9 protein-coding genes are annotated in these 12,034 nt (G+C 46.4%); all 9 read right to left on the bottom strand.

Annotation, left to right across the window (positions count from 1 at the left end):
* Positions 1 to 49 precede the first annotated feature (49 nt).
* The 9 genes from NE473_RS10395 to NE473_RS10355 all read right to left on the bottom strand — a co-directional run bounded on the left by NE473_RS10395 (position 50) and on the right by NE473_RS10355 (position 11,454).
* On the bottom strand, positions 50 to 1,411 hold the full coding sequence (locus tag NE473_RS10395) for an ABC transporter substrate-binding protein (protein WP_022033076.1): 1,362 nt from the start codon (positions 1,409 to 1,411) through the stop codon (positions 50 to 52).
* A 28-nt stretch (positions 1,412 to 1,439) separates the two neighbouring features.
* Complete coding sequence (locus tag NE473_RS10390; RefSeq protein ID WP_055649626.1) at positions 1,440 to 2,642, bottom strand: AGE family epimerase/isomerase; 1,203 nt, start codon at positions 2,640 to 2,642, stop codon at positions 1,440 to 1,442.
* 22 nt (positions 2,643 to 2,664) lie between these two features.
* On the bottom strand, positions 2,665 to 4,026 hold the full coding sequence (locus NE473_RS10385) for an ABC transporter substrate-binding protein (RefSeq protein WP_055649625.1): 1,362 nt from the start codon (positions 4,024 to 4,026) through the stop codon (positions 2,665 to 2,667).
* A 628-nt stretch (positions 4,027 to 4,654) separates the two neighbouring features.
* Positions 4,655 to 5,386: a sulfite exporter TauE/SafE family protein gene (locus NE473_RS10380; protein ID WP_055649624.1), complete on the bottom strand. Its 732-nt coding sequence runs from the start codon at positions 5,384 to 5,386 to the stop codon at positions 4,655 to 4,657.
* A gap of 274 nt (positions 5,387 to 5,660) precedes the next feature.
* Positions 5,661 to 6,458 (bottom strand): sulfite exporter TauE/SafE family protein, encoded by a 798-nt coding sequence (locus NE473_RS10375; RefSeq protein WP_055649622.1) that lies wholly within the window; start codon positions 6,456 to 6,458, stop codon positions 5,661 to 5,663.
* 55 nt (positions 6,459 to 6,513) lie between these two features.
* Positions 6,514 to 7,674, bottom strand: coding sequence for an N-acetylglucosamine-6-phosphate deacetylase (nagA, locus tag NE473_RS10370; protein WP_055649713.1), 1,161 nt, complete (start codon positions 7,672 to 7,674; stop codon positions 6,514 to 6,516).
* Between the two features lie 182 nt (positions 7,675 to 7,856).
* Complete coding sequence (locus NE473_RS10365) at positions 7,857 to 9,350, bottom strand: lactate racemase domain-containing protein (protein WP_006774256.1); 1,494 nt, start codon at positions 9,348 to 9,350, stop codon at positions 7,857 to 7,859.
* A 30-nt stretch (positions 9,351 to 9,380) separates the two neighbouring features.
* Complete coding sequence (locus NE473_RS10360; protein ID WP_022030664.1) at positions 9,381 to 10,217, bottom strand: triose-phosphate isomerase; 837 nt, start codon at positions 10,215 to 10,217, stop codon at positions 9,381 to 9,383.
* A gap of 49 nt (positions 10,218 to 10,266) precedes the next feature.
* Positions 10,267 to 11,454, bottom strand: coding sequence for a diphosphate--fructose-6-phosphate 1-phosphotransferase (locus NE473_RS10355; protein ID WP_055649621.1), 1,188 nt, complete (start codon positions 11,452 to 11,454; stop codon positions 10,267 to 10,269).
* Between the last annotated feature and the right edge of the window lie 580 nt (positions 11,455 to 12,034).

Below are 12,034 nucleotides of genomic sequence, written 5' to 3'. Positions count from 1 at the left end.
ATCGTTCGCGTGCTGCTGCCTGAAAACCAGTGACACCTTTGTCTTATTCTTATGGCAGCAATGGCTGAACAGATTTCTCAAAATCTGCCGCTGCCGCCGAAACCTCCTCATCTCCCATTGTCACTGCCTGAGCCAGCGCACAGAGTTCCAGATTAAAATCTGCCACGGTCGGAAACATCAAGCTGGGTGAGAGGTGGTTTACCGTATCTCTGGCACCTGCCAGAAAGGCACTGTTATTCACTCCATCCATATGCTCCATAGCTTTCTTAGCCGGATATGCCGGTGCAATATTCGTCATATAATCCTCCATTATTTCCGGAGTAATCACGTATTGGATAAAATTCTTCACTGCCTCTTTTTTCTCCGGACCATTGTCAATCGCGATAAAACAGTGAGACTGTGAAACCGTCTCGCCGCTCCCCTCTCCTCCGGCCAATGGACATGCAGTAGCTGTAAAATCCGCTGCCGCCGGATTAATGGATGTTACTCCATTGATTCCGCCTGTCTTGTCATAATACATGGCCAGCTGTCCCAGTGCAAAAAGATTTCTTAAATCCTTTGCTTTCGCATTCTGAGGATTATAGCCCTTTTCATCCAATTCCTGCAAGAATTCAAAAGCCTGGATAAAACCAGGATTTTTCATATCCAGCTTCCCGTCAGCATCCAGAATCTCACCGCCGAAATTTTTTATGAGTCCCTGCAGATAAGAGCCAACTACAATCACTGATCCGGTTGGAAATCCGAACGCATATACCTTGTTGCCGTCAGATGATTTTAACTGTGACAGCTTTTCCGCCATTCCCATCATCTCATCATACGTCTTCGGCGGCTTCTCCGGATCAAGTCCGGCTTCCTTAAAGAGTTCCCTGTTATAAAATAATACCGGCGGCGTCAAATACAGCGGAGCTGCATATACGGTACCATCCATAGAATGAGCCGCTAATGCATTAGGATAGTAGTCGTTTAGAAAATCCGAATCAAGTACCTGATCCATTGGAGCCGCCAGGCCAGCCTCAACCAGCGACGGAATCCAGATATCTTCACCAAATACACAGTCTACCTTGTCTCCGCCTCCAGCCATGTTTATAACCTGATTTAATATCTCTCCATAGGGTGCCGTTACCCATTCTACAGTCACATTAGGATATTTCGACTCATATCCTGTTTTTACATTCTGCCAGAATTCCTCGTACCCTTTTTCCAGTACTGCATAGTTTGCAATTTTAATGGTGACAGGAACCTCCGAATCTGCTTCCGAAGTATTGGTCTCCGGTATACTCTCCGGTATACTCTCTGTTGTCACTTCACTGGAATCCGTACTGATCTCCTGTGTGGACTGACTTTTTGCACAACCTGTCGTCAACACCAGTAAGCAGGCAAGCAGAAATACTGACATCCTCCTCTTTATCATAAGTTTCCTTCTCCTTTCTAAACACAGATCAACTCACAGTTTCAAACAGTATACTGAGATTCATCAGAGCACGCGGCACATGAAACGCTACCCGGTGCTTCCCTCCTTTGTTTTTACGAAGCGGCGTCCCATCCCGCTTTAACACAGGATACCAGTCTCCCCCTTCTTCAGGCTTAAAATACGTCTGGCAGAACTGATGGAGCTGACGAAACTGCTCTATGGCAGTCTCCTCCCCAGTCAGCACAGCGGCAAGCGCAAACGCATAAAGACTCTCACAGTTCACCCAGTCCACTTTGTCATCTGCCCTGAGCTCTCCCGTATCCGTCTTTAACGTGTCCTCTCCCTCCTTTCCATAGCAGTCAAACCGGTGAATCACACCCCCATGCGTCCGATCAACTGCTGCTTTCGCTGTTTCCTGTATAATAGTAAGCGCACGCGAAATCACAGCGTCATCTGTATCCCTGGCATAATCGATGCAGAACCACATGCCTTCGAAAATGTGCCCCGGATTGACAATGCGCCCTTCCGGAGTATCCCATACGGATCCATCTTCTTTAAGACTTTCCAACAGATAACCGCTTTCATTTTTCCCAAAGAAATACAACAGTTTTCTGATACAGAAATCAATAAACGGTCCTGTCACCTCTTTTCCCAGAACTTTCTCCGCTACCATTGAAGAATGAACCGCAATCATATACGGGGAATGTCTCTCTATTCCGTTTTGCCACACGTGTGGTTTTATATCCCGAAATTCAGGATCCATGATATGATTTCTCGCACTGTCAAATGTTTTTCGAATCAGGTCATAATCCGTCTGATCCCCCGATGCAGATGCATACTGTGCTAACGCAATCAGGGCAAACAAGTCCGTAAAGATGGAAGTCGTCCCTTCAATCACCTCTTCCCCATTCTCTGACACCTCATAGTTCCATCGCCCTTCCCCCGCATAAGCATGGCAAACCAGAAAATCTCGTCCTGCCTTTGCCAGTGAGAGCCACTTTTCCTCGCGTCCTGAATATTCATAATAGGCAGCAAACATGTAGGTCTGACGTGCCTGAGCCCATATATTCCTTCGTCTGGAAACCAGTTTCCAGTTTTCTCCGAAGTCTGTTAAATATCCGCCGGACGGATCTGCAGAATGCTCCGCCCACTCTTCCATAATCTCCGAGAGCTGGCTTTTATACAGGGCTGACAACTGCCTTGCCTCTTCTTTTGTTATCCCAATTTTCATATCTAATCCTCTCTGGACACACTTAATCAAGAATCATTTCCGCGGCCTTCTTGAAATCTGCAATCGCCTTGTCCACATCTGTCTTTCCGACCGTCACAGCCTGAGCCAATGCACAAAGTTCCAGATTCAAATCACTGTTCTGAGGAATGAAAACCTGAGTTTTCGTATTAGCCTCGGAACCAGCTGCTCCCTTTAAGATCAGACTGTCATCCACTGCGTGTTCCATGGATTTCTTAGCCGGATATGCAAGTGTTTCATTGGACATACGGTAACTTAAATTATCATTTGTTATAATATATTCAACAAGCTTTTCCACGGCTTTTTTACGTGCTTCTCCATTATCCACCATCATCAGACAATGAGACTGCAAAATACTCTGTCCCGTGCCACTGCCTCCTTTTAAAGGTTTTGCGGTAACCGTAAATGCTTCCGCCTCCGGATTAATTGGTTTAATTCCTGCAAATCCCCATGACTGGTCGTAATACATAGCGAGTCTTCCCAGCGCAAATAAGTTTCTTAAATCCTTCAGTTTCGCATTCTGTGGATTATATCCCTTCTCATCCAAAAGCTTCAGCATTTCAAATGCCTGTTTAAATCCTTCGTTATCACAGCTTAACTTTCCGTTTTCATCAAGCACCTGACCTCCAAAATTAAATACCATGCTTGTCAGCGAAGCACCAGACACCGGCACCGATGCCGTGGTCTGTCCAAATGCATATACCTGATTCCCATCCGCATCCTTTAGCTGCGAAAGCTTCTCGGCACACTCCAACATCTCTTCATAGGTGGTCGGAGGATTGGCTGCATCCAGTCCGGCCTGTTCAAACAAATCCTTATTAATATACAGAATATACGGTCCTACATATAATGGAAGCGAATAGAGTACATGATCAATCGAATGCGCCTCCAAAACATTAGGGTAAAAATCTTCGAGATATTCCTGCGGCATAATGTCCGATACCGGACATGCAATTCCCGAATCCGCCAGCGTCGGAGTCCAGTCCAATTCACCGAAAATCAGGTCGACATACTCGCCTCCCCCTGCCATATTGATGACCTGCTGTACCATTTCCCCAAATGGTGCAGTGATCCACTCGATTTTTATATTAGGGTTCTCAGTTTCAAAATCTGTTTTGATCTTTTCCCAGAAAGCGCTGTTTCCTTCTTCCAGAACCGCATAATTGGCAAACTTAATTGTAACCGGCTCCTCCTGACTTACAGAATTTTCTGCCTTTGAATCCTCTGCTTTTGCCATCTCCGTTTCGCTTACTTTTGTTTCCTGACTTCCTGGTACTTCAGCAGTCTCTTTTCCCCCTTTTTGACATCCTGCTGTAAAAATCATCGTGCAGGCGAGTGCAAGTGCCATCCATCTTCGTTTCTTCATGTAAATCCCCTCTCTTTCTTAGTACTGTACCCCGTTTTTGTTTGTCGCGCATATACACACGTGTGTATATTGTTTATATAAAATGGCAAGCCATTTTATTTTTCCTATACGCTTCTGTGCCAGATCCTTTTCCCCTTCGTGAACTGTCTGAATCTTATCGTTTCGTGCATTGGCTGAAAATTGTCTTTTGACAGCTGCTCTAAGGAATCAACCAGGTTCTGTCTGCTCAATTTATAATTAACTCTTTCTAGTACTGAAAAAACAACACAGTAACCGTGCTTGATATCCGCGTCAGGTGTACGTCTGCAATGCGGCGGCAGAGTGGATCATGCGTGTGGCTTTGCTGACGGGCCTGGCACGGACAGTGAATACTGTTACCATAGAATTAGACATCCGCTCATTCACAGTTTGCCATTTCCATTGGAATTATGTAAGGAAATAGAATATAGTAATAATTGTGGGAAAGGCTTGAATTATATTGGCACTTTGCACAATTAACTTTTTATAAACTCGTGTGTATAATACATATTTACCATACTTCACACGAATTGTCAATACCCTTTTTCTCTCTGTATAAACCAATAAGTTACTATTCTGACTTGCGGTAAGCTATCATTAGCAACACCGTTCATCTCAGAATCCCCTGAACCACAATCACCATCCCGGCAAACGCCATAAATCCGTACACGCATTTCCTCATCACATCGATATTGATCTTCTTGACAATCCTGCTTCCAAGAACACAGCCGGTTAAAATGGCGGCAATTCCCACACCCATAAGCGGCACCAGCGATACCGTCAGAAAGCCGTTGTAAATCCTGGATATCAAATTAAAAATGACAGTAAATGAAAAAAATGCGTTTAAAGTCCCCAAATACTCTTCCTTCGTATCCGTCGCGGCCAGATAAAACAGACTGACCGGCGGTCCGCTGATTCCAAATAAACCACCACAGATACCAGCCAGCGCACCGCATCCGAACTTCATAAAAAGTGTTGGCTTCACGGATAGTTTTCCGGAAAATCCAAAGAAGTACACTGACAGTATGATCAAAAACACACCAAAAACTCCTTTTAGTTTTCCTGCATCGATAAAGGCGGAGCCGTGAATCGCCAGGGTACTGGAAATCAGATAAACAGCAGCGGGAATTACAATACTTTTAAAGCGTACCGATTTGCGGTACCTCCAGAACATGGAAAATGACAGCGTCATGGTGATGACATCGCTGAGTGCCGGCGCCGCCGTCATATTTAAAATAAGAGGCAGAAAAATCATGATGATGACTGCTCCGCCAAATCCTGTAACCGCCTGCACAAGTCCTCCGCAAAAGGAGGAAAAGACTACAATCAATACCTGTTCCATCGCATCTCCTTTCCTGATGCACGTTTTCACGTGAATAATGTCTGCTTTGTGTGTTGCAATGTGGCTTGGATTTTCGCTCCGGCTTGGATCTCTGCCCGCCAGTCCGCAGTGCACTTCAGTTCCGCTTCGCTGCCCGCCAGTCCGCAGTGCACCTCAGTTCCGCTCCGCTTCACTTCGGTCACGGGCTTCGCCCTATGAAAAAAGCCGAAGGTAAATTTGCTTATGTGCGAGCACAACACAAATTTACCTTCGGCTTTTTTCGCACTGCTCATTGCTAACGTGCAAACTGATAAATATTATAAATGTTTATAAAGATGATGACTATCATTAAAAAGATGAATAACTTATCTACTACCTTGGAATCGATCTTCTTATTGATGCTGCGGCCGCTCATGCCTCCCAGGATGCCGCCGATGACCATGAGGGCTAAAAGCCATATCGTAAATTCCGGTACTGTTCTGGTGACCAGGGAATTGATCAGGCTCGTGATCTGGGAGAAGAGGATGATGTACAGGGAGTTCTGGGCCGCTGTCTTTGTCTCCATGGAGAAGAAATAAAACAGAACAACCAGATTGATGGGGCCTCCGCCAATTCCCAGGAAGGAGGAGAAAATCCCCAGTACTACGCCGATGATAATGCATACTACTGCATTTGTCACATGAAGCGTTTTTATCTTATCTTTTTTCAGTGTATAAATCAGCGTTCCCAGTGTGATAATGAGCAGACATCCCGCCTGTACAGCCCCCACCATATCTTTATTCGCAAACATGTTGGAAAGCGCCTGGAACATGGATTTTCCAACTACGCCTCCGATGGCGGCACCTATCGCTAACGGGGTCCCTGTCTTCATGTCAATCAGTGATTCCCCGCTCATCTTACCCTTAATTACCGAGTAGCAGGTCATCGCCAGCACCGTGCAGCCTGACACAAAACTGATGGTTGAAACGCTTAATACTCCAAACGCGTCAAGCGTAGGCTTAATGATAACGCCACCGCCAATTCCACAGATCGCTCCCGCTATAGATGCCCCGAAGCTGACAATCCAGAATAAAATATAAAGATATCCACTCATTATCTAACCGTCTCTTTCTTACTCATTTTTATGCATTTGCCGTCAGTAACACCATTCATTCCGCAATGCTGAACTGACACTCTTTTCCCTTAACAAAGGTACGCACAACACTGCAGTCCTCATCCAAAAATACAAGGTCTGCGTCCTTACCGGGTTCAATAGAACCTACCCGGTCATAAACACCGATCAGTCTGGCAGGATTCTCCGTCAGCATCGGGAGAATATCCGTCAGAGAACGTCCTGTAAATTCCAGAAGATTCTTCAGTGCTTTTCCGGTTGTCAGCGTACTGCCTGCACGGGTTCCGTCGGAAACCAGCTTGGCATCACCATCCACAACGACTACATCATTCACTCCCAGCTTGTAATTACCATCCGGAAGTCCGGCTGCCATGATGGAATCCGTGACCGCAATCACACGGTCCAGGCCCTTAATCTTTATGATAAAACGGACAGTTCCCGGATGAAGGTGTCTTCCGTCACAGATCATTTCACAGTACACCTCGTCGTCTTCCAGTACTGCTCCCCAGATGGCCGGAAAATGCTGATGTAAAAGCTTCATGGCGTTGCCGGTATGTGTGGCTCCCAACGCACCGTTTTGTATTGCTCGCCGCGCCGTATCATAATCTGCCCCCGAATGACCGATAGCCACCTGAATCCCCAGACTCTTAATATAGGGAATAAAATCAACAATGCCTTCCACCTCAGGAGAAACCGTGATATAGCGTACCTCTCCTTCCGCCGCCTCCTGATACGCCTTCAGAAGCTCCATATCCGGCTTCTTTAAAAGGTGTTCCGGCATGGCGCCTTTATAAGCCGGGCATAAGAACGGCCCTTCCAGATGGATTCCCATGAGATTTGCACCGTGATGCTCCGTATTTTTCCACTCTTTATACATCTGGATGGCATGCATCGTCTGCTCCTTCGTGTCCGTAAGAACAGAACAGAGCCAGCTGGTCGTTCCCTGTGAAGCAAAGAAACGACAGATTTTCTCAAAGCCGTCCGCATCCGCTCCATTGACATCCACACCGACTGCTCCATGAGTATGAATATCGATAAATCCCGGAACCACCCGTTTTCCTCCGGCATCAATCACCTCATCACATCTCTCTCCCTCGCAGCCGCCCATTCGGGAAATCCTTCCGTCCTCCAGGAGAAGATCCAGCGCCTCGAAACGATGGTTGTGGTACACAGATGCATTTTTGATCAATGTTCTCACTGTAAAACCTCCTTCCATAAACTCTGTTAACGGTACAGCCAATGCCCTGTCTCCATGATATTCCAAAGAGCGCCGGGCATCGCTCAGAACGGCCTGCCAGCCGCAAAGTCCTGCCGCTGTAAGGCCGTTCCGTCGTTGTATGAATCAGGAATCATTTTATTCCTGCACACATCACAATTCTATTAATGGTGCATATGAGCTGCACAGGCACAATCTTCTGCACCCTTTCCCTCATACACATCATCCTTCATCATCAGATGTACAGCTCCCAGCTTGAATGTCTGTGGAAGCGCAAGAATATTCGGATTCGGTCCTACAAATTTCTTCTTTGCATCCTCCAGCGCCTCTTCAATAGTCGCTCTCGTCTTAAGCCCCATTCCCCTTGCATAGCCCGGATCCTGAGCGCCGCAGAGGTAGATTGCGGAGGTATTCATCTCTGCAATATGGCCGCAGCTGATCATGGAAAATCCGTGGAACGGATGGAATGCGTTGCAGTAGCGGTACTTTCTGATATACTCCTCATTGGTTGCAAAATACTCGCCGTAGCGGTTCATATCAGGAAGTGTATTCATAAAGTCATGCTGGAACATCTCATACATTTCCCTTGTATACGGCCACAGTTCATCGTGGAAGTATCCGTTGCAGAGAGAAGAACAGATAATCACACAGTTATCGCTCATAATTCTCTTATGCCTGATTACCTGGGCGGAAATAGCCTGAAGCAGCATAATCGGATTGGTTCCCATGCCTTCCCCGTAATGGAAGAACTGAGGCATACCGAATACCATGACATCGTACTTCTTCTCTGCCCACGGCACGTACGTTCTCTTGTCTGCCGTGATCCAAGAATGAGGCTGCATAACCTTTGCATATCCGCTGTTGATCTCGATCTGTCTGGACTTTGTATCGAGAACCGCATCACAGCAGAAGAACTTCTTGCCCATGCATTTCTCCATGTGCTGTCCGATCTCATCGAACTTCGTTCTCATAAGGGACTTTCCGCTTACCGGAGTAAAATCCTTCCGGTGCATAACCTCCGGCACATGGTGGGAGGCGATGGAGCGCCAATGGGTAATTCCCGTCGCACAGTGCTTGTATCCTCCTGAATATCCGCCATAAGGATTGCCCTGGGTATGGCCGATCAGAATCGCAACATCACTGTCGTAGACGTACTTGTTCATCAGAACCGGGTCACCTCTGTCCGTGGTTCCCAAATCTACCAGATGATCGTAATCCTCACTGTCGTGGTTGATAATCTGGTGCGTATGCCAAAATTCATGGAACAGCTCGTCGCCCAGAATATTATGTATCTCCTGTTCCGTATTCTTCCGATGGAGACCGTTGGAACAGATCAGTAAAATGTCCTTCTTCTCAACACCAGCCGCATACAGTTCGTCCAGAATCAGCTTAATGGAAATCTTGCGGTGGGACGTCGGCTGCTCACCGCCTTTTACACGGTCCGGAAAAATAATGGTAACCTTGGATCCCTTATGAGCCAGCTCAGAGAGCGGTTCCATTCCCATTGGGTTCCTGATGGACTTTAAAGTCTCTTCAATCAGACGGTCCTCCGGTATGCATGCCGGATCCGGCACGGTCTCGCCCGGAATAAAGATGTCAGTTGTATCGGGAAGTTCTGCTGCCATAAGGCCAGCACCGTATTCAAATGATAATTTCATATAATTTCCTCCTGCTTTCTCATTACAGTGTTAATGTCCCATGTATGTCTTAATGATCTCCAGATATTCCTCCGGATAAAAACCGATCTCTCCCTGGAATCTGGTCAATGCGATGAGACCACCGTCCATTACCGGCACGGAAGCCAGCATCTCTGCGTTATCCACCTTTAATCCGCCTCCGTACACAACGTCGCAGCCTTCGGTGATTTCCTTTATATAGGTACCGATCATGGTGATATAGTCTTTATCCGGCGGAATCTTTCCCGGTCCGATAGCCCAAATTGGTTCATAGGCAATGGTAACCAGATCTTTTTCCACACCCTCCAGACCGATATCAATCTGCTCTTTTAATACCTCTTTCCATCTCTCCTGCTCTTCAGAAGACTCTCCGATACAGTATAGCACAGAAAGACCGGAAGAAACAGCCTTTTTTATCTCCTGATTCAGCAGACGGTTCACTGCCTTTGTATCTGTGACGCCGGCTTCCGCAAGGATTCCTGCCTTGTCTTTTCGCTCTTCACAGTGACCGATGATTGTCGTGGTACAGCCGATGGCTTTTGCCGCGTTCGCGGTCCGGTTCGTCGTAAAAGCGCCAAAACCGCCCCCAACCGCCGTATCATCACGGTATACGCCCTGGCATCCCACTTTAACCGGACTGTTCTCACACAGCGCTCCCACAGCGGGAATCAAGTGTGCCTCTGGAAAATACATGGCAAATTCCACGTCTTCTCCGGCGTACTTTTTTAGCTGCTCCTGTGTATTGGAGACAATAAAGCTTCCCCATTCTCCGATCGGAGCAATGCTGTTTACCCCGCCGTATTCTTTGGGGATGTCAAACCGTTTCAAATTCAAAAAAATATGTTTCATGAAATACCCTCCTTGTTTTCAGTGCTGAGTACACTGCTCATCCTATTTCTTAATTCTCACTAGTAATGTTAAAGTCAAAAAAGTCTCTCAGTTCCGGTCCAATCAAAGGTCTGCACCAGCGGATAAACTCCTCTGTCACATCGTTGCCGCGCTCATTTAAGTAGGATTCCGGAATGGTACGCTCATACATCATGACTTCTTTAATCGGTATCATCTCTGTATGCATGCGATATACGCCGTCAATCTTCTCCGCCTCTTCATCACGAATAAATCCAACCATAACGCCGCTCTGACCGGCAACTGCCGCTTTTAATGCCTCGCTTCCCGCCAAAACCGCCTCATCCCGGTCCACTGGAGACTGCCATGCGATCGAAGCCCTTCCGCAGATGCCCGGTTTCTCACTTCTCGCCTTGATTCCCAGTTTCTTAATAACCAGCTCGGCCAGATAGGCGCTGACATCTCCATAATAGGTTGCCCGCTCCGTCTTAAAGATTGGAGGAACAATGGGCTCACCCGCTTCATTTTTCAGGCCCTCGCTGACTACGACTACCACTCCGCCCTTCTCTTCATGAAGCCGTTTTACATCTTCTAAGAACTCCGCCTCGTTAAAAGGTCTTTCCGGCAAATAGATCAGATGTGGGGCATCCCCCGGTTTTTTCCTGGCCAGCGCAGAAGCCGCGGTGATCCAGCCGGCATTCCGTCCCATGGCCTCAATGATGCATACGTGAATTGGAAGAGATTTTACATCCACGCCCACCTCGGCGGTCGTAGCCGCTATGTATCTCGCCGCGCTTCCAAACCCCGGCGTGTGATCTGTAATTGCAATATCATTATCGATGGTTTTGGGAATTCCAACGACGCGGATATCCTCGTCCTTACAAACCTCATAAATACGTCCGCACGTATCCATGGTTCCGTTTCCACCGTTTAACAGCACATACTTAATCTCATGCTTTTTAAAAATACCGACCATGGCCTCATAATCTTCCTGCTCCAGCGCATACCGGGACGATCCGATCGCCGTAGCAGGAGTTTCCAAAAGCAGCTTCAGCTTCTCTTCCGGAAATTCCAGTAGATTTAAAAAGCGCTCCTTCAAAATCCCTTCACTTCCCCCGATTGCCGCATAAACCTTATCAATTTTTCCAATCTTCTTCGCTTCCTCTATGACTCCGTAAAGGGAAGAATTGATAACCGCTGTCGGTCCGCCTCCATGGACAATCAAAACATTTTCCGCCATGCTTTTCCACCTTTCTTCATTTTGTTTCTTTTATGTTTTTGCGTACTTCAATGACTTTATATTACCACATTTCAGAGGGAATTTGCGAAGTTTTTACTCAAACGTTTGCGTGCAAAAAGGAAGGCGGTATGAGAAAGAATGAATGATTGTTAAGGGATTTAATTATGAATCGATTGATTATGATATGAAGCGATGAAAACAAATATTTTATGTTTTTTTTACAACCTATTATCGTTGTATTTTTCTGGATGTGATATACTAAAAAAGGAACAACCGTGTTGCAGGGTGGCGTTGGCCTTCATTCTATTATTATTCTCTATCAGAATGGAGGTGATGTCTATGAAACATTTCGATTTTAAAGACCTGATGGCCTTTGGAATGTTTATTCTGGCGTTACTGACATTTATGTATTTGATCTGTCACTGACCCTACATAGAAAAAACCACCCCTAAATGATATGCCCCCTGTCAAGTAGACAGGTGAAATATTTAAAACGAGGGGCTGATGAACGGCCACATTTTGTGGCCGTTTTTCTATGCACACCATTTTTCTTTATATTTTTCGATTCGCTTGTTTTTAG

The organism is Hungatella sp. SL.1.14 (assembly GCF_024460495.1).
Classification (GTDB): domain Bacteria; phylum Bacillota; class Clostridia; order Lachnospirales; family Lachnospiraceae; genus Hungatella; species Hungatella hathewayi.
Note: the sequence above shows the minus strand (reverse complement) of the source record. Positions and strands in the feature narration are given on the sequence as shown.